This is a genomic window from Chryseobacterium sp. CBSDS_008, assembly GCF_049959325.1.
Classification (GTDB): Bacteria; Bacteroidota; Bacteroidia; order Flavobacteriales; family Weeksellaceae; genus Chryseobacterium.
Genome location: NZ_CP188202.1, coordinates 4,858,105 through 4,881,555, shown reverse-complemented (window position 1 = coordinate 4,881,555; position 23,451 = coordinate 4,858,105). Strand labels below are relative to the sequence as shown.

20 protein-coding genes are annotated in these 23,451 nt (G+C 38.0%); 5 read left to right on the top strand and 15 right to left on the bottom strand.

The window, feature by feature from the left end; genetic code table 11:
• Window positions 1-61 precede the first annotated feature (61 nt).
• The 4 genes from gldG to kbl all read right to left on the bottom strand — a co-directional run bounded on the left by gldG (window position 62) and on the right by kbl (window position 4,446).
• On the bottom strand, window positions 62-1,732 hold the full coding sequence (gene gldG / locus ACP3T3_RS22000; RefSeq protein WP_426477832.1) for a gliding motility-associated ABC transporter substrate-binding protein GldG: 1,671 nt from the start codon (window positions 1,730-1,732) through the stop codon (window positions 62-64).
• Between the two features lie 4 nt (window positions 1,733-1,736).
• Window positions 1,737-2,465: an ABC transporter permease gene (locus ACP3T3_RS21995; RefSeq protein ID WP_426477831.1), complete on the bottom strand. Its 729-nt coding sequence runs from the start codon at window positions 2,463-2,465 to the stop codon at window positions 1,737-1,739.
• Between the two features lie 59 nt (window positions 2,466-2,524).
• The gene (locus tag ACP3T3_RS21990) at window positions 2,525-3,076 is read right to left on the bottom strand and encodes a CopD family protein (protein ID WP_426477830.1); all 552 of its coding nucleotides are present in this window, start codon (window positions 3,074-3,076) and stop codon (window positions 2,525-2,527) included.
• Between the two features lie 173 nt (window positions 3,077-3,249).
• On the bottom strand, window positions 3,250-4,446 hold the full coding sequence (gene kbl / locus ACP3T3_RS21985; RefSeq protein WP_426477829.1) for a glycine C-acetyltransferase: 1,197 nt from the start codon (window positions 4,444-4,446) through the stop codon (window positions 3,250-3,252).
• Window positions 4,447-4,605: 159 nt separating this feature from the next.
• On the opposite strand from kbl, the gene ACP3T3_RS21980 reads away from it, so the two are divergent.
• Window positions 4,606-5,484: a cupin-like domain-containing protein gene (locus ACP3T3_RS21980; protein ID WP_426477828.1), complete on the top strand. Its 879-nt coding sequence runs from the start codon at window positions 4,606-4,608 to the stop codon at window positions 5,482-5,484.
• Between the two features lie 67 nt (window positions 5,485-5,551).
• Here ACP3T3_RS21980 and ACP3T3_RS21975 read toward each other — a convergent pair whose 3' ends face one another.
• The 9 genes from ACP3T3_RS21975 to ACP3T3_RS21935 form a co-directional block, all read right to left on the bottom strand.
• Complete coding sequence (locus ACP3T3_RS21975; RefSeq protein ID WP_426477827.1) at window positions 5,552-7,483, bottom strand: M1 family aminopeptidase; 1,932 nt, start codon at window positions 7,481-7,483, stop codon at window positions 5,552-5,554.
• An 84-nt stretch (window positions 7,484-7,567) separates the two neighbouring features.
• Window positions 7,568-9,037: a D-alanyl-D-alanine carboxypeptidase/D-alanyl-D-alanine endopeptidase gene (gene dacB, locus ACP3T3_RS21970; RefSeq protein WP_426477826.1), complete on the bottom strand. Its 1,470-nt coding sequence runs from the start codon at window positions 9,035-9,037 to the stop codon at window positions 7,568-7,570.
• Window positions 9,038-9,197: 160 nt separating this feature from the next.
• Entirely contained in the window at window positions 9,198-11,645 is a 2,448-nt protein-coding gene (priA, locus tag ACP3T3_RS21965; protein ID WP_426477825.1) for a replication restart helicase PriA, read from the bottom strand.
• A 300-nt stretch (window positions 11,646-11,945) separates the two neighbouring features.
• The gene (locus ACP3T3_RS21960; RefSeq protein ID WP_426477824.1) at window positions 11,946-12,854 is read right to left on the bottom strand and encodes an AEC family transporter; all 909 of its coding nucleotides are present in this window, start codon (window positions 12,852-12,854) and stop codon (window positions 11,946-11,948) included.
• Between the two features lie 165 nt (window positions 12,855-13,019).
• Complete coding sequence (locus tag ACP3T3_RS21955; RefSeq protein WP_426477823.1) at window positions 13,020-15,515, bottom strand: beta-mannosidase; 2,496 nt, start codon at window positions 15,513-15,515, stop codon at window positions 13,020-13,022.
• Window positions 15,508-15,894, bottom strand: a complete 387-nt coding sequence (locus ACP3T3_RS21950) for a GxxExxY protein (RefSeq protein ID WP_426477822.1) — start codon at window positions 15,892-15,894, stop codon at window positions 15,508-15,510. The genes ACP3T3_RS21955 and ACP3T3_RS21950 overlap by 8 nt, the downstream gene beginning before the upstream one ends.
• A gap of 230 nt (window positions 15,895-16,124) precedes the next feature.
• Entirely contained in the window at window positions 16,125-16,787 is a 663-nt protein-coding gene (locus ACP3T3_RS21945; protein ID WP_426477821.1) for a copper homeostasis protein CutC, read from the bottom strand.
• An 18-nt stretch (window positions 16,788-16,805) separates the two neighbouring features.
• Window positions 16,806-17,360 (bottom strand): hypothetical protein, encoded by a 555-nt coding sequence (locus tag ACP3T3_RS21940; RefSeq protein ID WP_426477820.1) that lies wholly within the window; start codon window positions 17,358-17,360, stop codon window positions 16,806-16,808.
• Window positions 17,361-17,435: 75 nt separating this feature from the next.
• Window positions 17,436-18,434 (bottom strand): isoaspartyl peptidase/L-asparaginase family protein, encoded by a 999-nt coding sequence (locus ACP3T3_RS21935; RefSeq protein ID WP_426477819.1) that lies wholly within the window; start codon window positions 18,432-18,434, stop codon window positions 17,436-17,438.
• A gap of 143 nt (window positions 18,435-18,577) precedes the next feature.
• Between ACP3T3_RS21935 and ACP3T3_RS21930 the strand changes: the two genes are divergently transcribed.
• From ACP3T3_RS21930 to ACP3T3_RS21915, 4 genes are all read left to right on the top strand, one after another.
• Window positions 18,578-19,156 carry a Crp/Fnr family transcriptional regulator gene (locus ACP3T3_RS21930; RefSeq protein WP_426477818.1) on the top strand — a complete coding sequence of 193 codons (579 nt, stop codon included), beginning with the start codon at window positions 18,578-18,580 and terminating at the stop codon, window positions 19,154-19,156.
• Between the two features lie 227 nt (window positions 19,157-19,383).
• On the top strand, window positions 19,384-19,749 hold the full coding sequence (locus ACP3T3_RS21925) for a DUF3302 domain-containing protein (RefSeq protein WP_426477817.1): 366 nt from the start codon (window positions 19,384-19,386) through the stop codon (window positions 19,747-19,749).
• Between the two features lie 5 nt (window positions 19,750-19,754).
• Window positions 19,755-20,912: an HlyD family secretion protein gene (locus tag ACP3T3_RS21920; RefSeq protein WP_426477816.1), complete on the top strand. Its 1,158-nt coding sequence runs from the start codon at window positions 19,755-19,757 to the stop codon at window positions 20,910-20,912.
• A gap of 1 nt (window position 20,913) precedes the next feature.
• Complete coding sequence (locus ACP3T3_RS21915; protein WP_426477815.1) at window positions 20,914-22,314, top strand: TolC family protein; 1,401 nt, start codon at window positions 20,914-20,916, stop codon at window positions 22,312-22,314.
• Between the two features lie 52 nt (window positions 22,315-22,366).
• Here the strand turns inward: ACP3T3_RS21915 and ACP3T3_RS21910 are convergent, their stop codons facing one another.
• Window positions 22,367-22,855: a YeeE/YedE family protein gene (locus ACP3T3_RS21910; RefSeq protein ID WP_426477814.1), complete on the bottom strand. Its 489-nt coding sequence runs from the start codon at window positions 22,853-22,855 to the stop codon at window positions 22,367-22,369.
• A gap of 27 nt (window positions 22,856-22,882) precedes the next feature.
• A complete protein-coding gene (locus tag ACP3T3_RS21905; protein WP_426477813.1) occupies window positions 22,883-23,446 on the bottom strand; it encodes a YeeE/YedE family protein in 564 nt (187 codons plus the stop codon).
• Between the last annotated feature and the right edge of the window lie 5 nt (window positions 23,447-23,451).

Sequence of the window (23,451 nt, the reverse complement as noted above, 5' to 3'; positions counted from 1 at the left end):
TCGATTATGAGCTTGTAAAATGAAAAGTCCGGGAAGAAAAACCTCCCGGACTTTTTATTTTTTATCCAAACTTCTTTTTCCTTAACCAGAAGAACAATCCTCCGAGAAGGCCGATAATGGCCAATGGAAGCAGTAAATTCAGCCACTGCCATGTGGATTTCTCTTCAGTAATTCTGTGTCTGTCCAGAAGTCTTTCTTCAATATTTCTGTTTCTCAGCTCCATCAGATTGCTGTCATCCAGCAAATAGTCCAAAGCATTTCTAAGGAACTGCTCGTTTCCAAACTGCTCGTTGGTCAGCAGATCTACTCCCAATGGAAGCGGTTTACCTTTGATTACTTTATTTCTCCCTACATCTCCATCTGCAATAACGATCATCTTGTTTTCCGGACTTGATGTTTTGAACCCAGGGTAAGATTTTCTCTCAATTCTCGATGCATAGGCAGAACTGAACTTTCCTTCCAATGCTACGGCGAAGATCTTTGGTGTACTTGGCTTTTCCATTTGTCCAAGACTGTCAACACTTGCAATTTCTTTCAGATCCACATAGTTCGGCACCTGTTTTAATAATGTTCTTTCACTGGATTCGAAAAGAACTTTTGTTTTGATATTTTTTCTTCCTCCCAAAGTATCAATGGAAGTCGGGAATTCAAATTTTACAGGATTGATATTTTTGGTAACCGGATTATTATTTTCAGCAATTCCAAGCGGATAATATGGCCAGGGCAGGCTGGTATACTGAGGATTTCCACTCACTTCACCGGTAACCAGCCTTAATAGCGCAAACTTTTTAACATCTTTTACCAGAGCAGGATTGATTCTCACTCCATAATTGAAAAAGAAGTCTGTCATATTGATATCTACCGGGAAAGGCATTACTTTTTTGGATCTCGTTAATGTATCCATTTCTGCATTTACCGCATCAATCATCCAGAGGGTTTTCCCACCGTTCATGATGTACTGGTCAAGAATTACCTTTTCGTTATCTGTAAAAGCCTTTCTTGGTTTTGCAATCACCAAAGCGCTCATTTGCTTCAATAACGGAACATCTTCCAACGAAAGTTCAGTCTGATTTTTAGGAATAATGGGTCCGGCATCATAGTTTTCCATGGCCAGCTGTACAAATCCCTGGAATTCATCAGGATTTAATTCATCATGATTGACCAGAATCCCGATTTTCTTTCTTTTTGCTGCTGCTATATTCTTGATATTGGAAACAAGGTTGTACTCTAATCCTTCAATGGATCTCGTCAACTGCTGATCAGCATCAATTCCTGCCTGCTGAACTACCAACGGTATAGAAACCCCGTCATTTCCATGTTTGATCACAGCGTATGGGAAAAGCGTGATCTGTGAGATCTTTCCATCTTTTACATCCGGAAGAATAGACGGCTGCATTCCCATTGCCATCAGGGTATCCTGGGACATTTTCGTTTTAATAGGATCGATAAATTTAAAATCAATCTTTGGATTAATTTTTCTGAATTCTTCCAGCATAAATTTCGTTTCGCTTTGCAGCTGTTTGAAACTTGCCGGGAAATCTCCTTCCAGATACACTTCAACAGTCAGGGGCTTTTTAACGGACTCCAGTACTTTGATGGTATTATCAGAAAGAGTATATCTTTTTTCCTTTGTTAAGTCTAATCTGATCCCCGAGTACGTGAGGATAATGACCAAAGGAACAATTGCAAACAAGAAAATTCCCAGTGGAGATTTAGCATTGATCTTCTTCATAATTCTACTTCTTTTTATTGATAAAGTGATTGGACAATACTAATGAAGCACCGATGACGAGAATAAAATACGCCACATCTTTACAATCGATAAGCCCTCTTGTGAAGCCTAAGAAATGCTGATAGAAGCCGATATTCTGAAGGATAAAATCTGCTCCTCCCAATAGTTTATAACTTGCCAATTGCTCGATTCCAAAATACATAATAAAACACATGAAAACACCCAACAGATAAGCCATAATCTGGTTCTGCGACAATGAAGAAGCTAAAATTCCCAACGCCGAAAAAGCAGCAATTAACATGATTAATCCAAGGTAGCTCCCAAAGGTCATTCCAAGATCAATATTTCCGGAAGGAACCCCCAAAACATATACGGTATAAAGGTAAATCAGGGAAGGAATAAGGCATAAAATCCCGACAATCCATACGGAAAGGAATTTTCCTGTTACCAGTTCTGAAACCTTTAACGGCTGTGAAAAAAGCCAGTTTAATGTGCCTGTTTGTTGTTCTTCCGCAAAAGTTTTCATCGAAAGAGCCGGAATAATAAACATCAGCAGCCATGGAACCAATACGAAATAGCTTTGCAGTGAGGCCATTCCGATCTCAAAAATATTAGAATCGTTGTCGAAAAAGAACAGGAAAAGGGTTGCTATCAGACTGAAAGCGGCGATGATCACCCATGCACTCCAGTTTCCAAAGTAACTCCAAAGTTCTTTCTTTAAAATTGCAATCATAGTTTTTTTATAAGATGTAAAAAGGAAGAATGTATTCAGACATACGTCCTACTCCACCATTATTTGTTTTTTTTATTTTTATTAACCAGTTTCACTGTCATCATGATCAGAAATACAAGAACGAAAAATCCTGTAATTAATTGCCACCAGTATTCGATCACCATTGATTTTAAGATGACCGTAAATACGACCAGAAACAGAATGAAAGTTGCAATTTCGTTCGCCTGTCTCAGTTTTATATTGGCAATGGGTAATGTATTTCCATTCAATACTTTTAAATGAAGGACTTTTTTCCAGCACCAGTAATGGTAGATGGCAAGCCCGATAAGGAAGGTCAGTTTCAAATGAAACCATCCCATTTTCATCAGTCCCGGATTTAAAAAGATCATGACCAGTCCGCATACCGCCATAATGACTCCCGCCGGAACGGTGATAATGTTCCACAGCCTTCTGGCCATAAAGGTATACTGCTCTCTCAGAATTTTCTTCTTTTCTTCCGGAAATTCATCGGTATCCTTATAGTAAACGAAAATCCTTACGAGATAAAAAATTCCCGCAAAGTAGCTTACCATAAAAATAATGTGCAGCGCTTTGATTATTGTATAAAGCATTCAGAAAAAATTAACAGCAAAGATAAGCTTATTATATAATTGTTAAAAATAAATTTCTTTTGATCAGGAAAATATAAGTAAAATGGGTTTTATATAAAAAAATAGTTCGGCTCGGGGCAGCAAAGCTGCCCGAGCCGAACATTATATTTTCATTGTTGTAACCAATTCAACGATTAAGAGATCACCCCTAATTCTTTCCCAACTTTTTCAAAAGCGGCAATTGCTTTATCCAGATGTTCTTTGGTATGAGCAGCAGATAACTGTACTCTGATTCTCGCTTTTCCTTTCGGTACTACAGGATAGAAGAATCCGATTACATAAATTCCCTCATCCATAAGTTTTTCAGCCATTTTCTGGGAAAGCGGTGCGTCATAAAGCATAACCGGAACGATAGCGGCATCTCCTTCAGGAATATCAAAACCTTTGGCTTTCATTTCTGTTCTGAAGTATGCTGCATTTTCCATTACCTGATCACGAAGAGAGGTATTATCAGAAATCATATCCAATACTTTCAAAGCAGCACCTACAATTCCCGGTGCTAAAGAGTTGGAGAACAGATAAGGTCTTGAACGCTGTCTCAGCATATCAATGATCTCTTTTTTACCAGAAGTAAAACCTCCTAAAGCTCCTCCTAAAGCTTTTCCTAAGGTAGAAGTGATGATGTCTACTCTACCCATTACTTCATTAGCTTCGTGAGTTCCACGTCCTGTTTTCCCGATGAAACCTGTTGCGTGAGAATCATCTACCATTACCAAAGCATCATATTTATCAGCAAGGTCACATACTCCTTTCAGATCTGCAACAATACCGTCCATTGAGAATACTCCGTCTGTAACGATAATTTTGAAACGGTGATTTTTTTCAGAAGCTGCCATTAACTGAGCTTCCAAATCCTCCATATTATTATTTTTATATCTGTATCTCGCTGCTTTACAAAGACGAACACCATCAATAATTGATGCGTGGTTCAGTTCATCTGAAATAATAGCATCCTCTTCAGTAAACAAGGGTTCAAAAACACCACCGTTTGCGTCAAATGCTGCTGCATAAAGGATAGTATCTTCAAGACCTAAAAAGTCAGCGATTTTTTTCTCCAAATCCTTGTGAATATCCTGTGTTCCACAGATGAAGCGTACCGATGACATCCCGTATCCGTGAGATTGAATCATTTCCTGGGAAGCTTTCATGACTTCCGGATGGTTGGATAATCCCAGATAATTATTCGCGCAGAAGTTTAAAAGCTTTTTTCCGTTGGCTTCTATTTCTGCACTCTGCTGAGAAGTGATGATTCTTTCTCTTTTGTAAAGTCCGTCATTCTCAATATTCTGAAGTTCATTCTGTAAATGTTGAAGATATTTTTCAGAGATCATTTTTAGTAATTTTTTTAGATGTGCTAATTTACTAAAAAGGCAGTAAAATAAAACCTTTTATAAGTTTAATTCTAAAAAAACAATTCTGGTTTCAGTTTTAACATTGTTAGTCTACAAAATTAGTAGGATAATATTTATATTTGCTTAAATTTTGAATGTATGAGATTAAAGCCGGTACAAAAAATAAAGACCATCAGTTCAGCAATCTTTATTAACAAGCATATGAAGCCGGGAGTTCCGGTTATTCTTGAAGACTTTGTACATCCGGAAAGTCCAGCTTTTAAAAAGTGGAATTATGAGTATTTCAAAGCAATTGCAGGAGATCATATGGTGAATATCTACGGCAGCGAACTAGATTCCCTGGACAGAGTGGCAAGTGATCCTATTGCGCAGACTACCTTTTCAGACTACCTTGATCTTATTCAATCAACTCCTACTGAACACAGACTTTTCTTATTTAATTTATTGAAAATAAAACCGGAACTTAAAAATGATATTATCTACAACGATGTAACGAATGGCGAAATTCTAAAATGGCTGCCTTTTATGTTTTTCGGAGGCGAAGGATCTGTAACCAGAAATCATATTGATATCGACATGTCACATGTATTTATCACCCAGTTTCAGGGAATTAAAAGGATCTGGCTTTTTCCGTGGGAGCAGTCTGATTTTATGTATAAGCTACCCTACAATTTCCATAGCCTGGCTCAGATTAAAAATCCTGATTACAGAAAATATCCGGCTCTTCTTTATTTAAATGGGTATGAAGCAGTCATTCATCCCGGGGAGACCCTGTATATTCCCTCCGGATGGTGGCATTATATTCAATATGATACGGAAGGATATTCCATATCGGTGAGGGCGCTTCCTTCAAGCCCGCTTGAAAAATGGCGTGGTTTTAAAAACTTAGTCATTACCAGACATTTTGATAATCTCATGCGTAAGATATTCAAAGAAAAATGGTTTGAATATAAAGTGAAAACTGCAAGAAAAAGAGGAGTCAGAGCTGTAAGAAAACAGAGAAGCTTCCAAATCTGAAAGCTTCTTTTGTTATTATGATTGATTTTGGTAAAAGTAATCATTCATACTTTTACTATTTATCATTTTAATGTTTAATAAATTTAATATTCTTTTCATCAATCGTAATGAAATAAGCTCCCGGAACCAATTCTGAAATTCCTATTGCCTTACCTGGCTGATAGGTTCCTTTTGCTACCAGCTTTCCGTCTATAGCATGAATCGTAAAATCAACCGTTCTGCTGATTCCTTTCAGATTAATTTCATTTTTTGCAGGATTCGGATATAAACCAAAGTCTTCTTTTTCAACAGAAGAAACACTTAACGTATTATCCTGGGTAACCGTAGAGTTTTTCTCAATAATCTGGTATTCATAATTAAACTGGACACTTGCAATAGGGAAAGATACCGATTGAAGAAAATATTGGTTATTGGAAGTATTATTAAGAACCAGATAAGCGGTCTGTCCTGCAGTTCCTGTCACTTTAACAGGCAAAGGCATTTCAAAAAAGCTTACCGTAGCGCTGCTTTGTGTCTGTGAAACTTTAAATAAAGCCTGATTACCGCTCTGCATCCATTTTATCGTATAAGTAGGGTATCCTTCTCCATATACCCAGTCATTAAAAAATTCTGTAAAGTCTGTTCCTGTTGACTGCAGTAAAGAGGCATTAAAATCAGCAGTACGTGCATAACTGTAAGCCAGATTAGGCCTTGCGTGATAGTCTTTAAGGGCCTGATAAAACACGGCGTCTCCTACAATCCATTTCAGCATTCTCAGCACATATCCTCCTTTGGAATAAGACAGTCTGCTGTCAAAAATTCTATTGATGCTGGAAAGTCCGTTATCCGGTACATACACGCTTCCTGTTGTACTTGATGTAATATAGTTTGACTGACCCTGAAGGAAATTCAGAAACTCTGTATTCGTCATGAGCAGTTTTTCATTGGCAACATGTTCTCCGAAAGTAGCAAAACCTTCATTCAGCCAGATGTCATTCCATGCGCCACAGGTAACCTTATCTCCAAACCACTGATGGGTGAGTTCATGGGCAATAAGCTGTTTACTCCATCCGCCCATAGAAGACATAGTTTGGTGTTCCATTCCGCCCCCATACATGAATTCCATATGACCGTATTTTTCATTACGGAAAGGATATGTACCGAAATAGGTTTCAAAAGTACTCATAACCTGCTTCGTCCATTGAATATTATTCAGGCTGGTCTGATTGGCGTTCGTGGATGGGTAAATATAGTTCACAAAAGGAAACGGAGGGTTTCCTATGGTATCTGTAAGCTTAACAAAATTTGTAATTGACAGCGCAATCAGATAAGCCGGCGTAGGATACATTGTTCTCCAGAAAGTAAGTTTGGTATTTGGTGAAGGAAAAGTTTCAGACATCAGCTTTCCATTGGCTGCTACACTATAGCTGGATGGAGTAGTAATTTTAAAATCAAATCTTTCAATTTTATCATTTAAACTCTGCTTGGTAGGAAACCAGTCCTGTGCTCCGTAAGGTTCATTCAAAGTAGAAAGCACCGGAGTTCCGCTTTGAAGAGCAGTTTTGAAAGCATCATTACTTGTAGATGGCGCACCTGCATAATAAATAGTAAGAGAGTCTACCGTATTGGCAGGAATAGAAGCCGGAAAATCAATCTTCAGTTCTTTTGAAGGAAGCTGCTGAAAGCTTGTAATGTTGGTTCCATGATATTTTACCTGGGAAACCGTTAATGAATTGGAAAGATCAAAATAAATACTTCCCATATTCTGTGTAGGTTTAAAATGTGAAGTTACCGAACCGGAAATATTGTACACCGCAGGATCGAGGCTCACCTCCATTCTCTGATACTGTAAGTCGTAATTCAAGGTATTCGGATTGATATTCCCGATATTCATTTTTTGGGTAAAGGATTTTTTCTCTTTTTCGATCAATCCTTTCATATCAATGTTTTGTTCATGCTTCTGGCTATAGAACTGTTGAGATAATAAAAAACCCAACACCAAAAGGTACAATTTTGTCATGCTTTAGAAATATTTAATCAAATATAAAAAAAACCTTTTAATCAATGATTAAAAGGCTGTTATAATATATAAAATAAAAAAAAATTAAAGATCCAATGCTGGTTCAAGAATTTTCTCCATTCTTTTTTTCACCATATCTACCGATCCTGAATAGTTATTTACCATTAGCGAGAAAACCAATGTCTTTCCCGAGTTTGTTTTAAGATATCCGGCTAATGTTTTTACTTTATTCAATGTTCCTGTTTTAGCAAAAACCTGTCCGTTACCTTCTCCGTTGAACATTCTCTTTAATGTTCCGGATTGCCCGCCGATAGGTAAAGAAGTCAGATAAGATCCGTAATACTTTTGATCCATCAGAGAAGTAAGGAACTTCACCTGAGAAATAGGCGTAACGTTATTGCTTCTTGAAAGTCCGCTTCCATCGATATAATTAAGACCATTCATATCAAAACCGGCTTCTTTCAAGTGATTAGTCACTACAATTCTTCCTGATTCTGAAGTCTGGTCACCCATTTTCTGATATCCTACCGTTCTCAGCAAAGCTTCTGCCAGTGAGTTATCACTGTGCTGATTGGTATAATAAATAATATCACCTAAAGTTGGGGATTTATACGCTGAAAGCATTTTTCTGCTTTCCGGTGCTGCATCTGTCATTTTCGGAGTTACTTTTCCGGTAACAGAAATTCCGCTTTTTACCAGCGTTGTTCTGAAAGAGTTGGCAAGGTAAGCCGGAGCATCAGGGATTTTGGTTGTTAAAACTCCATTTCCTTCATATTTTTCTGCGTACACCATCTGATGAGCATAAGGGGAAACATAGAAAAATTTCTTTTCCGTGGAGAAACCGCCTTTTTTAACAATCAGTTTTTCGTTGGCCGGATTGATATCGCGGGTGCTTCCTGCCGGTAAATAGTAATTATTATTTTCCAACCATACAACATTTTCCGGAAGCATTGAAATATTGCCTTTGAAAAGCGCTGTCTGAATGATGATATCACCATTTACCTTTTTGATTCCCTCTCTTGAAACGCCGCCTACGAAATCTGAAATAATGTCTCTGTAAGATGCTGCTCCTGCTTTGTTTGTTCCCAAAGATGGGTCACCGCTTCCTATGACATAAAGATTTCCATTTAAAACTCCGTTTTCATCTATCGTTCCTGAATACTCCAGCTGAGTCATCCAACGGTAGTTTTCACCCAACATATTTAATGCGGTTTCCGTTGTCAGTAATTTGGTAGTAGAAGCAGGTACTAAGGGAGTATTTTCGTTGTACGAAGAGATGACCTTCTTCGTTTTCGGATCGTACACTACGAATCCCCAGGTTGCATTTTTCAGCACAGGATCCGCCATCATTGTGTTCACATTAATATCTACAAGTTCTTTTGCTGACAAAACAGTCTTTTCCACCATCGTGGTAACGGGTGAGGGCAGGTTTAAGCTGCTTTTCTGATTGTCATAATTCTGAGAATAAAGAACGGTAGAGACGGTAGATTGAGCCAGGAAAAGACCAGAAGCCAACACTGCCGCACTTGAAATATATTTTCTGAAATTTACCATCTATCTTCTTTTTGTTCTATAGTTTGACTCTATACAAAATGAAAGGTTAAATCATTCAGTTAAAGAGCCAGACACTTAATCAACGTCCAAAAGTAGAAATTATTGTTATATAACGGATCACCGGTCCCTTATAAAAGAGTGTAAAGTTTGTTAAAAATTGTTAAAAATCCACAAAAACATCTTTTTTAATACTTTGATATGCAGTGATTTCATCAAATTCTTTCAAACTTATCAAAACCATACTTTTGAATTTCTCATAGTTTTTCCCGCGGGGAAGCTTAAGCATAATCTGGAACTGATACAGGTTATTGAGTCTTGCAATCTGAGCTCTTTCAGGACCCAGGACACAATCTTCAGGAAGATATTTTCTGAGGATAGAACCCAGAAACCGGGAAGCACGGTCTGCCTTATCTTCTTTTCGGTGCTTCATTTCGATCATAATCAGCTTGGTAAAAGGCGGATAATGGAATTTCTGGCGTTCTGTAAGGATATATTTATAGATTTTCGCAGGATTATTCATCTTGATCAGCTGAAATACAGAATGATCAGGATTAAAAGTCTGAATAAGGATTTTTCCTTTCCCGGAAACCCTTCCTGCCCTTCCTGAAACCTGTGTAATCAGTTGATAGGCCCTTTCCTCAGCCCTAAAATCCTGTACATATAATAAGGAATCTGCTTTGGGAATGGTAACCAGCTCAATATGATCAAAATCCAACCCCTTGGAAATCATTTGTGTTCCTACGATGATATCTGTTTCACCATCTTCAATCTTCTCATACAGCTTTTCGTAAGCAAATTTCTTACGCATAGAATCTACATCCATTCTGTCTACCTCATTTTCAGGGAACAGCTTGGAAACCTCTTCATGAATCTGTTCTACTCCAACTCCTCTTTCATTCAGTTTTTCAGAATTACATTTCGGGCAGGTTTTCGGTTTTGATGCTCTTTGTCCGCAGTAGTGACACTTCATTTCATTGGCTGCCTTGTGATAGGTCATCACCACATCACAATTGGAGCAGTAATTCACATAACCACAACTCTCACATTCTATTACGTTTGAATAGCCACGGCGATTGTGCAGGACGATCGCCTGATTTTTTTCATCTACCGTTTTCTTGATCTCTTCAACAAGCTTCAGGGAAAAATTTCCGGAAACCTTTTTAGATTCCTGGGCCTCTTTAAAATTGATCAGCTCATATTCCGGCAGATTGACATTCCCGAATCTTTCATTCAGAAAAACGTATTTCATTTTATCTTTTCTGGCGCTGTAATAGCTTTCCACAGAAGGAGTTGCAGATCCTAAGATCACGCCCGCTTTATACAATCTGCCCAAAACCAGAGAGGCATCTTTAGCATTGAAATAAGGGGAAACTTCCCTTGGCCTGTACGCAGAATCATGTTCTTCATCTACTACGATAAGCCCGAGGTTCTGATAAGGCAGAAACAGAGCATTACGGGTTCCGATCAGAATACGGATATCATTCTGCTTAATTCTTCTCCACACTTCTACTCTTTCGAAATCTGTCAGTTTCTGATGATAAAAACCGAGCTGCCTGCCGTATTTTTTTTCTAGTCTTTGGGTAATCTGTTTGGTAAGAGAAATTTCAGGAAGTAAAAAGAGAACATTTTTTCCGTCCCTGATACATTCTTCAATTTTTTCTAAATAAATATGGGTTTTTCCTGATGAAGTAACCCCGTGAAGCAGGACATTCTTCCCTTCTTCAAAAGCTTCATCAATCGCAGATTTGGCTATTTTCTGCTGTTCTGAAAGTTCTTCAAGCTCTTCAATTTCTCCTTCATAGCTCTCAATTCTGTCTTTCTGCATGTAGTATTCCTCCACAAGGCCTTTGTCTGCCAAAGGTTTGAAGTGAGAGCTTCCGAAATAGCCGTCTTCAAACAGTTCAGATTTTTTAATATGGGCATCCGGATTTTCTGACTGTTTTTCTAAAATAAGGAGGAAAAGATCTTTCTGTTTCTGTGCCCTGTTAAGTTTTACAAGGATTTCTGTAAGATTCTGATTAGCCAGAACCTCATCATTAATTCTTACGTAAGCAACTTCCTTGGCTTTATATTTCTCAGCAATTTTCTCATCAATTTCAATATACTGAAGATCAATAAGCGAATTGATGGTTCTGATGATGTCTTTTTTAGGAACAAAGGCTTCAATATCCGTCAGATTAACCAGCTGTCGTACTTCAAGTGCCTGAATAAGGTACATTTCATTGACATCCAGATTTTCAAAATCAACAACTGCACCTGGTTTTAATTTTAAATACGTTTCGCTTTCCAGCTTTAAAGAGGAAGGAAATGAAAACCTGTAAATTTCTCCGAGGCTGCACAAATAGTATTCTGAAAGCCAGTTCCAGAAATCAATCTGTTCCTGAGGGAGAATCGGTTGATCATCCAGCATGCTGATGACTTCCTTGGCCACAAAGTTCTCCGGTGCATTATCGTGAAGCTCAAATACAATTCCCGTATAGATTTTTTTTCCGCCAAATGGTACCAGAACACGCATTCCAGGCTGGATTTCAGACATCAGTTCTTCCGGAACTCTATAGGTAAAAGTTCCTTTCAGGTTCAGTGGTAAAACAATTTGAGCGTACTGCAAGGGAAATATTTAAAATGTAAAATTAAATTTTTATTCAGAGAACTGCAACTTTGTGGAGATTCTTTCGTATTCCTTTAACAGACCATGAAACCCTGCTCAGAAAAAATTCAATAGAAACGGACTTTAGTCTGTTTAATAATAATCAAATCTCAATCGGCTTTAGCCAAAACATGGATTAAACGCAATGTTCGCAAAAGATTAGATGAATCTTTTTAATTTGTTCGCAAGGGCGTTCCACTCAGCAAAGAAATCCCTCCAAAACAACAAAGAATGTCCATATTAATAAACGATGATTTATTATTAAAAAAGAAGTTCTGTAATCTGATACCAAAATGCGGAAGTAAAAAATCCGACAATAATACTGACTCCAATGATCAGGTTGGTCAGTTTTGTGTTCAGTCTGAACTGTTCTGCAATGATACTTGAGGTGACAAGTGTAGGCATGGCAGCCTCGAACACCGTAATTTTTGCCACATTTCCTTTTATTCCCAACAATAAAGCCATTCCCAAAACCATTGCAGGCGCCAGAATCAATTTATAAAGCATAGACATTGACATCTGGGGAATCAGCTTTTTCCATCCGTTGAATTTCAATTGTAACCCAACTGAAAATAAGGCTAACGGGCTTACTGTTGCCGCCAGCTTATCAAAAAACGGTTCTGCAACGGTAAAATCAATGAACTGTGAAAGCACCAGTGCAGAGATACACCCTATTAACGGAGGAAATGTGATGAGCCTTTTTAAAATAAATAGGGCACTTATCTTTCCGGATTTGCTTCCCCCTTTTACTGCTGCTATAATTCCCAGCGTGGAAAGGGCAAAAAACATGGTCTGGTCGCAGATAATGGCAATACTCAGAAGCCCTTCGCCATAAAAAGCACTGATCAGCGGAAATCCGATGAATGAAGTATTGCTGTATCCACTCGCTAATTCTAACGTACTTCTGGAGCGCCTTGAGTAGCCTTTGCTTTTGCTGTAAAACATCATAAAGAAAAAGCAGAACACAGCAATTAGAAATGTAGCAGCAATTGGAAACAGCATTTCCGTTGTCCATTTTACTTTAGGCAGATATTTAAACGAAACTGCCGGAAGAGCAAGATAAAGAATCCATGTATTGATACCTTTGTGGGCATCGGGGTGGATAGATTTTGTTGCTTTGAATATCATTCCTGCAATAATGCACACTGCAATCAGAACAAAATTTACCATAACTGTAAGAAATATGATGCAAATTTACGGCTGATTTTTGAGTTGGAAGGGTAAAAATTCTATTTTTTTGAGTCGAATTCTTTATGAACCTTTTTTCATTTTTTAAACCTTATAGGTTTGAAAACCTATAAGGTTTGGAGAACTTTTTACTGTTTTAACCTTTCATTATCTCTTGTCATTATCTCTTGAGACTTGTAAACCTTTCATCACATCCCAAAGACTCATTACCTCGACATTCTCCAAAGGTTTTGAAAGGATAATTCTTTTTGAAGTTTTCGGTAACAGATCAAAGAAATTATCACTGAAGTGGGTATTTCCGATCAGATAAACATCTTTCGCAAGCACATCTGTTGATAATTCAATTTCAGTGGATGAAATTATCCTGATTTTAATGTCAGGTTTTAAGAGTTTCAGATCTTTGGGTTTACTAAAGAAGAACAGCTTTTCAAATGATACATCTTTTTCTGAACTGATCTTTAAAACAGCATTAGATAAATCAAACTGATCCAACTCTGACTTACTGATACTTCGGATTTTCTTACTTTCATCAGCCTTGAGAAGATCTGACTGATTGGCTTTCCAGATAGTTTTTCCTCTGAAATCAATCAATTCAAACTTTATATCAGTTTTCAGTTCTTTAATGAGATCACTTATCAGATAAATGTCATAGCTTTTGTCACTCTCTGCAACTGACACCAGTATAGGCTCAAAGCTTCTTTTTGCCTGATAATGGAAGGCTTTCCAGTTTCCCAGATAATCAATGGACGACCATGAAACCACAGGCCAGCAATCATTGAGCTGCCAATACAGCGTTCCCATATTATAAGGTTTCGCACGGCGGTGGGCTTCAATGGCGATCTGCATTCCTCTTGCCTGTAACAGCTGTGAAACGTAATTGTATGGTACGAAATCCGTCGGAATTTTATAATCACGTTTCAGATATTCATTAATGATTTCCCAGCCACGGGCATGCTTTTCGTGAGCTTTAATGGTTGGATTCTGAAGGTTTAAATCTGGTGTTTCGGAAAACATTGATTTTGTAGTTTCAAGAGTGGGTGTTCCCTGAAAGCCATATTCAGACATAAAGCGTCCTACTTTTTCGTTGTAAATTTCGAATGGCTGTTCGCCCCACCAAACACCCCAGTAATGGGAATCTCCCTCTGTAAGGCTTTCTTTATGCCCCCAGCCGATGGATGGAGAACTTGGCCAGTATATATTTTTAGACTTCAGGTTTTCTTTTAATGCATTGGGAATTACCTCATGGAAGAGCTTTTTATAGTCTTTCCACACCTGTAATGAGTCATTTTTTGAATATTTGAACTGTTTCTGATATCCCCAGTTGACAATAGCTTCATCAATTTCATTATTCCCGCACCACAAAGCGATGGAAGGGTGATTCTGAAGCCTGTTGACCTGATCTTTTACTTCTTCTTTTACATTGTTTAAAAATGCTTCATCCGCAGGATAAAAGCTTCCTGCAAACATAAAATCCTGCCATACCAAGATTCCGTTTTCATCACAGGCTTTGTAAAACTCATCGTCCTCATAAATACCTCCGCCCCAGACACGGATCATATTCATATGGGCATCTTTGGTATCTTTAATGAGTTTCTGATATTTTTCTTTGGTCATTCTGGGTGAAAAACTATCTCCGGGAATCCAGTTGGTTCCCTTGATATATAATGGATGTCCATTCACTTTAAAGTAAAATGATTTTCCTCTTTCGTCTTTTTCCTGTACTAATTCTACCGTTCTTAAGCCTATCCTGATTTTTTTATTATCGATATTTTCCTGACCTTTTGAAAGCTTTACTTCAAAATCATAGAGATTGGCTTCACCGCGTCCATTAGGCTGCCAGAGCTTCATACCGTTTGCATCATAAGGAACAGATATGTTATTTATTCCCTTTTTCAACGCTATTTTTTTATGAATGGAATTAAGATCCAAAGTATAATCCCCGGCATTCTGAGCATAAATTTCTACATCAAAATGTACATCATTAGAAGTTTCAGAAGCTCTTTTCTGGATATCCTTAACGGTGATTATCTTAGCATTATTCCAGAATTCCAACTGAACGTCTTTCCATATTCCCGCCGTAACCAGTCTTGGTCCCCAATCCCAGCCAAACTGGTATTGTGCTTTTCTCACAAAGCTTCTTGGTGATTCCGGCATGGTAAACGGAACGTTTTTCGCTAATTCTTTTCCGGTATTTACAGCAGATTTAAATTTAAGTCTGATTGTGTTTTTACCTGCTTGCAGATATTGCTTTACCGGAATTACCCACTTCCGAAACATATTGTCGGTTTTCTTTAAGAGTTTTCCGTTAAGATAAATTTCTGAAAATGTATCCAGACCGTTAAAAACAAGATCAATATTCTCATTCTTTAATTCCTGAGAGGAAACAGCAAACGCAGTCTGATAATCCCAGTCTTCATTTTCTATCCATTGTACTTTCTTTTCATTTTCATCTTTAAAAGGATCCGGAATCACCCTGTTAGCCATTAAATCCAGATGAACGGTTCCCGGAACTCTCGCAGGAAGCCAGTTTTGGTCTTTTGAATTTTTAAACTGCCAGTTCTCAGAGGATAAGCTTCTTTGGGAAAACTGTGCAGAAAGGATATTCTGCATGAAAATGAAAATAAAAAGTAACGTTTTATTCATCAATAAATTTGTTTACAATTCTGTGGATTCCGTATTTAATAAGTTCATTATTAAAATTAATTAGCAATCCCAATTTTAAATCAGTCTGTTTCAGATATGTCAGCACTTGTGAGTAAAAAACAGGATGTAATTCCAACATAGATTTCACTTCTACAATAACTTTATCTTCTACAATCAAGTCAACTCTGTATGCATTTTCAATAAACATTTCTTTATACTTTAAAGGCAGGGATAACTGTTGTTTAACATTAAGTCCCTGCATCTTTAATTCATAAACTAAAGCAGTTTCATATGCATTTTCTAATAAGCCAACTCCTAGGTTCTTATGTACTTCTATAGCGGCTCCTATTATTTTGTAGGATAATTCGTTTTCTGTCATTTTGTGTGTTTTTATTTTTATTGTGTAGTTTTTAAACGCAAAGTTTCAACTATAGCAATATATTATTTAAGGAAGCTAAGACAGAATCGATTTCAATCGATTGGATGAAGCTAACTGTTTTTATTATTAAGCTTTGTCGGCGGCTTTGCCGCAATACTTTGCTCACTCAAAATATAATACATTTTATCTTTTAAACTTTGCGTTTAAATTAACAATCATAATCTAACTAATTATTTACTTTTCAATGCAACCACTTCATCCGGGTTGGCGAAAGCACCACCATCAGTAATGGCTGAAGAGTGGAAGTAACCTGCATTCGTAACCTCTCTTATTTCTTCAATATTGGATGAACGAAGCCCGCCTCCAACAAGAATTTCTATTTTTCCGTTAGAGAGCTCAACCAGTTTCTTAAGATTCTCTTTGCCTTCAGATACATTGGGCTTCTGGCCGGAAGTAAGAATGGTTGTAAAACCACATTCAATTACTTTTTCCAAAGATTCTTCCAGGCTTGCAGCACGGTCGAAAGCACGATGAAAAGTGCACGGAAGCGGTTTTGCCAATTCAACTAAAGCTTTATTCTGTTCTATATTAACTTCATCATTTTCATCGAGAATACCGAATACAAAACCATCTGCATGTAAGGATTTAAGATGGATCAGATCACTTTTCATCTGCTCAAATTCAGAATCCGAATAGGTAAAATCTCCCCCTCTGGGACGGATCATCACAAAAATCGGGATATGGATCTTTTCACGAAGCTTTTTCATGGTTTCAAAATCCGGAGTGGTTCCGCCTTCACTGAGACCATCACATAATTCTATTCTGTCTGCTTCGTTTTCAAAAGCAATTAATGCTGATTCAGGGTTAAAACAAGCTATTTCTATTTTTGACATTGTATATATCTGTTTATTTTACTTGGGTTCGTCCTGCAATACATCTGCAATGAGAAATGAACCGTTTTCTTTTACTACTTTTATTACTGACGGATATTCTGCTTTAAAATTTTTGTCTGTCAGCACTACATTGAAGAGATATTCATCTGTTGAGGAGAGTTCTAAATCACAGCTTCCAACTTCAATATTATTCCAATCCTGTGCAGAAATAAGAAATCCTACACCAACTCCTGCTTTACCGGTATCAAACTTAGATTTCCATTTATCCTGAAATTCTTTTGCGGTAAGGCTTCCGTCAACATCAAGATCAACATTCATAGCATCTGTTTTATAATCAAAATAGACTTTTGTTGTGATCTTCTGCATATTTTTTTCACCATTTCCGATATCAGCTTTGAAGTAATCTACAATACTTTGCTTCAACCATTTTTGGGCTTCTTCAGATTCCCTGAATTCATTAGTCAAAACTGTTTTCTCATTTACCAGCTGTGGTTCAACGGCTTTTTTACTCTCCTTCTTTTCTTCCTTACATGCAATAATGAGAAATAAAGAAGTGATAATCATTCTTTTCATAATTATTTTAAGTTTTGGCTAAAGCCAATAGATATTTTTGATTGTTTTAAATGGGCTAAAGCCCATTTCTATTGATTATTTCAAAGCAAAATCAGGTTTTTCAAGGCGGTTTCCCTTCTGATCGTACACTGCAAAGTTGAATCCGTCCTGAATACAGTAAGATCCATATTCTCCCTGTTTATTGATCGCAATAAAGCCTACCTGAATATCTTTCAGATTTTTGTTTCTTCGCTGAGCGATTTTTACAATTCTTTCTACTGCTTCTTTACAGGCTTCCTGTGGGTTTCTGCCTTGTCTCATGAGTTCAACCACAAGATGGGTTCCTACCGTTCTTATCACTTCTTCCCCATGACCGGTTGCGGTAGCAGCTCCCACTTCATTATCTACAAAAAGACCTGCTCCGATAATCGGGGAATCTCCTACTCTGCCATGCATTTTGAAAGCCATTCCGCTGGTAGTACACGCTCCGGAAAGGTTTCCCTGTGCATCCAAAGCGATCATTCCTATGGTATCGTGATTTTCAATATTGGCAATCGGTTTATACTGACTGGTCTTTAACCATTCTTTCCATTCTTTTTCGGATTCGGAAGTGAGAAGATTCTCTTTTTTAAACCCTTGCGAAAGGGCAAACTGTAACGCGCCGTCTCCTACCAGCATAACGTGGGGCGTTTTTTCCATCACAGCCCTTGCAACCGAAATTGGGTTTTTAACATGCTCCAGACACGCAACGGAACCGATATTATAATTTTCGTCCATGATGCAGGCATCCAGTGTGACTCTTCCATCCCTGTCCGGACGTCCGCCATATCCTACACTTCTTTCTTTCGGATCCAATTCTACGAGACGTACCCCTTTTTCTACGGCATCCAGAGCCTTTCCTCCTTTTCCAAGAATTGTCCATGCTTCTTCATTGGCTTTTAATCCGAAATTCCACGTGGAAAGGACAATCGGTTTGTTTACAGCAGTAACAGCAGGTTCAGATAATTCGGCAGCCATTACATCCAGTGGGTTTATGGCAAGTGCGGCTGTTGCAATTCCCAGTTTTTTAATAAAACTTCTTCGGTTATTGTTCATGGTATCTCAAATTGTATAATCTCACAAATCTAAAAAAAACTTCTATGAAAGCCTCATGACTTTTTATTAATTTTTCTTTGTTATTTTTCATTACTTTTATACTGGTTATTTAATTAATATGCATGTTTAAAACATTTAGAAGAATGGATTGTTTTAAGGAATTATCGGATGAAGAAACCCGGATCCTTGCAAACATCAGTACTCCCAGACTTCTTCGAAAAAAAGAAAAACTTGTAGAGCCCGGCCAGCCATTTAATCATTTATTTATATTGACTGGCGGTCTGCTGAGGTTTTTCTTTGACGATGAAAACGGAGTTGAAATCAATACTTTCTTACCTTCAGAAAAAGAGGTAGCTTTTCTGGAAAGCCCGGCATCTTATTCCCCTGAAGGTACAAGAAAGTATACCATACAAGCTGTTATTGATTCCCAGATTATTCTCTTTAATAAAAGTGAATTTGAGCAGGTTGCATTTCAGCATAAAGGAATTTACAGTTTGTATCTGAAATCTTTAAAACAGATTATCAGCATTTTATCTGCACGCACAGAGCAATTCTGCAGGAGCTCGCCGCTTTCGCGGTATGAAGATTTTCTGAACAGCCACCCGTTTGTCTGTCAAAATGCAAACAGAAAGTATATTGCTAATTTTCTGGGCATCACCCCAAATTCCCTTTCCCGTATCACAGCCCGCGACAATAAAAAAAAGAATCAGGGAAAAAAATAACTTAAGAATATTTTTAATTGTTCTGTTCAATATAATTTTGTCCGGTCAAAAACTTGTTCTACACAAATAAAAAAACCAAATGAAAAAAAATATAATCCTCAAAGCGATACATCCCATAGAATAGTCTTTACATCTTAACAGGATTACTATGTGATTGTCCGGATATTCGTCCGGATCATAATCCGTATTTCCTTAAATCAACATTTTATTATCATTTATACCATTTTATGCAAAGAATAACCACCATTCTCTGCCTGTTATCAGCATGCAATTTTGTTCAGGCATCTACAGGCAGTCTTGAAGACACAATAGCCGACGGAGCATCCTGGCTAATCTTACTGATACTACCCATAGCCGGAATTTATCTCTTCTGGAAAGCTCACATTTACCCGGAAAAAGTAGCAGAAAAGAAAAATCATCCCCAGCTTAACGCAATCAAAAGTATGTGCCTTCTTTCTCTGATCTTTGGAGGTCTTTTATGGCCGGTTGCTTTAATCTGGGCCAACTATAATTATGGAAACCAGACAACTCCTGAAAAAGAAACGGACCACGCAGATTTACCTGAAGAAGAATTTAAACCTATTGAAAATTAAAAGACATGCTGGAATTACTAGTCGCAATATATGCCGGAATATGCTGGCTTCTTATTAAAAAATTAAAACTGATCCCGTGGACTTTTACCACCCAGGTAGTGGTATATTCATTACCGATCTTCGGATCCATCGCTTTGATATTAAGTTTAAATTATTTCTGCCCCATTACCTCTGATGTAAAAGTGGGAAACAGAAGTGTAGATATCACTACCCAGGTTTTGGGAAAGGTGAAAAAAGTATATGTGAAGACCAACCAGGAAGTAAAGAAAGGAGATACCTTATTTATGCTGGACAGAGAACCTTATGTACAGGAAATAAAATCCCTGGAAGCTAAACTGAGTACTATGAAAGCTACTGTAAGCTCATATGATGCAGATATATCAGCTTCCAGAAAAAATATTGCAGGGTTACAGTCACAGCTTGATCTTGCCAACAAAAGAGCTGCCCAGTACAAGGAATTGGTGGAAGCAGGTGCTGCCAATAAGTTTGATCTTGAACAGTCTGTAACGAATGTACGTGATCTCCAATCCAGAATCAGTGCAGCACAGTCACAGCAGCAGTCTTTGGAAACGCGTTCTAATGCTTCGTATGGTGGAGAAAATTCCTCGGTATCAGAAATTCAGGCCAAACTGGACCAGGCAAAATGGAATCTTTCACAAACCGTTGTGCTGGCACCTACAGACGGAATAATTCCCAATGTACAGCTGAATGAAGGAGCAATTATGGCTCCTTTCAAATCTGCATTTGTCCTGATTCAGAAACAGCAGTCTGTCATTGGCTTTTTTGCTCAGAACGAACTGGAAGCGGTAAAAAATGGAGATGAAGTAGAGCTCGCTCTTAAAACAGAACCCGGAAAAGTAGTAAAAGCCAGACTTGAATATGTGATTGATGCTACAAGCCAGGGAATTATGAATAACGCCGGGGGAATGCTGGGAGGAAATGGCTCTACAGCCGGGCTTCCTGATACTGCCAGACAATTACCCGAAACTGACGGAAAACTTATTGCCAAATTTACATTGACAGATAGTCAGAAGCAGCTTACAGTAGGAGCAAGAGGAACGGCAATTATCTATTCTGATCATATTAAGCCGCTCCATCTTATCAGAAAAGTAATGGTGCGTATCAACAGTAAACTTAATTATCTGATCCCAAAACTTCATTAACATGTATAAAAAGTTAATTGTATTGAGCGTACTTTCCGTAAGCTTAAGCTCGTGCATCGGTTATAAAGAAGCTACAAAGGAAAATATAAATGAGCTTAAGGAAAAGAGTGAAATTGCTTCCCATATAGCAATTCCGGATGAGTGGATCTTTGACAGAAAAGCTGATTCAAAATCCATTTCCTATGACTGGATCAATGATCTTAAGACCCCTCACCTGGAAGCCCTGGTTAATGAAGGAATGTTATATAATGCTGACCTGATTATTGCCAGAGAAAAGCTTAATCAGATTGAACTGGCGATGGAAATTGCAGGAAGCGACCTTTATCCGAGTGTGAGTGCCGTTGCCAATACTTCCAATAATTTAGTCAGCAACAGCCAGGTTCAACGTCTTGCGCTAAAAGCCAACTGGGAAATTGATCTTTGGGGCAAGAATAAATCTTCACAGATGGCCGGTACCAGCAGTTATTTTTCTGCAAAACATCAGAATACCCTGCTGCATCAATCTGTTGCCGGGATGATTGCCAAAGCTTATTTTCTGAATATTGCAGGAAACATCCAGGAAGATAAGATTAAAAGCTATATTCAGAAGACCACAGATCTGGAAAAGCTGTATATCATTCAGAAGAAGGTAGGAACGGCAAATGCACTGGATATTTCCAATATAACCGCAGAGATTATTTCCCTGCAGGGCTATCTGGAAAAGGTGAAAAATGCAAATGCTCAATCGAGAAGATCATTGGAACTTCTTACCGGGAAATATCCGGAGGGAAAACTGGCCACCCAACACTCTTTTAGCCTTGTAAAAAATAGTATTCCTGAATCTTTTCCTCTTGAGCTCCTGGAGAAAAGATCAGACATACAGGCCAGTCATTTTCAGATCGAACAGGTTTTTTACGAAGTACAGGAGGCTAAAGCGGCCAGGCTTCCTTCATTAAGTATAAGTTCATCTCTTGGAAGTGCCGGAAGTAATGTAGAATCTATTAATTCTTTATTTTCCAACCCGTTATTAAAAGTGGGTGGTGGGTTGGTTTCTCCGCTGTTCAATGGTGGAAAGCTTAAAAAGAATGTGGAAATAAAAAATTTCCGGCAGAAACAGGTCGTTGAAGAATATTCAAAAACTGTTCTGAATGCTTTGAACGAAGTGGAATCTTCTCTGGCCAATCTCCATTCTATTGAAAAACAGATGAGCTATACTACTAACGCCGTCAATGAAATGAAAAATAACATTAAGCTCACTGAAAAGCAAATAAAGGTAGGTACCAGCAACAGTTTTGTGCTGATCCGCAAGCAAAGAGACCTTTTGAAAAATGAAATGAACCTCATCAATCTGGAACTTCAGGACAGGATAGAGCGCATTAATCTTTATATGGCTTTAGGTGCGGATAACTTCATTTATTCATAATTTTATACTTAAAAAAGACTGCCGAAAATATCTGCAGTCTTTTTACAAGCTATTAATGCGGTAAATGATCTCTAAAAAAACCATACACCCATGTTCCGGCAATGGCACTCAACAATGTGACGGATACTGCTAAAGCTCCTGTTCCGATCTGGGCAAACAGCGGTCCGGGACAGGCTCCGGTAATCGCCCAGCCAAATCCGAATATCAATCCGCCGTAAATCTGGCCTTTATTAAATTTTTTGGAGGTAAGCGTAATGGGTTCACCGTATATTGTTTTTATATTGAACTTTTTGATCATCCATACTGAAATCATTCCCACCAATACGGCACTTCCGATGATCCTGTACATATGGAAGGACTGCAGGCGGAACATTTCCTGTATTCTGAACCAACTGATCACTTCTGCTTTCACGAAAATAATCCCGAATATGATTCCTGCTGCAAGGTACTTCAGGTTATGATACCATTGTTGGGTAAGGTTACTTTCGTTCACACAAACAGTATCCTGGTGACGTATATCCTGTTCTTTTTCTTTTATCATGATATAAACTTCTCTTTTAAATTATAGTTATAGGGAAAGGATGACAGGCAGAATGATATTAGCCATTAAAAAACCACCGATCATAAAACACACTGTTGCGACCAAAGAAGGCCACTGCAGGTTGGAAAGTCCCATAATGGCATGTCCGCTGGTACAGCCTCCCGCATATCTTGTTCCGAAACCTACCAAAAACCCTCCTATCACCATCATGATAAATCCTCTCGGGGTCAGCAGGCTTTCGAAGTTCATCAGCTGTACCGGAACCATATTGCTGTAATCTGTAATTCTATAACCGGCCAATTCTGCTTTCAGATTAGGATTCACTGCTATTTCTGAAGGATTCACCAAAAAATGAGCTGCAATCATTCCTCCGAAGAAAATTCCCAGTACAAAAAATAAATTCCAGGCTTCTTTTTTCCAGTCGTATCTGAAAAAATCTACATTGGCAGGGATACAGGCTGCGCAGATATGCCTCAGCGAGGAACTGATTCCAAAGGATTTATTTCCCATAATCAATAAAGCAGGAACAGTAAGGCCGATCAACGGACCGGCGATATACCATGGCCAGGGTTCTTTTATAATTTCTACCATTTTTT